This window comes from Niallia sp. 01092, assembly GCF_052318935.1.
Lineage (GTDB): Bacteria > Bacillota > Bacilli > Bacillales > Cytobacillaceae > Niallia.
Genome location: NZ_JBQRKO010000074.1, coordinates 1 through 421 on the forward strand (window position 1 = coordinate 1; position 421 = coordinate 421).

At 34.4% G+C, this 421-nt stretch carries 1 protein-coding gene; it reads left to right on the top strand.

Features of this window, described 5'->3' with window-relative positions; translation table 11 throughout:
* Positions 1 to 421 (top strand): alpha-amylase family glycosyl hydrolase (locus ACTXGU_RS22365; protein WP_443483706.1); only part of this gene is annotated, 421 nt, incomplete at both ends.

The following is a 421-nucleotide window of genomic DNA, read 5'->3' on the forward strand; positions in this document are numbered from 1 at the left end:
TTGAATCAGCAAAAATGCTAGCAACATTTATACATATGATGCAGGGAACTCCTTATATATATCAAGGAGAAGAGCTTGGAATGACAAATGTTCATTTTGAAAGTATTGATGAGTATAAGGATATTGAATCGTTGAATATGTATAAGGAGAAAATAGCAGAAGGCGCCTCCCACGAATCCTTGATGGAATCAATTTATGTGAGAGGACGGGACAATGCAAGAACTCCTTTTCAGTGGGATGATTCCACTAATGCAGGTTTTACAACAGGAACACCATGGATAAATGTAAATCCAAACTATACAGAAATTAATGCTGAAAAAGCAATAAAAGACCCTAATTCCGTTTTTCAGTATTACAAGAAACTAATTAAGCTGCGTAAAGAACATGAAATTATCGTATATGGCGACTATGAACTTATTTT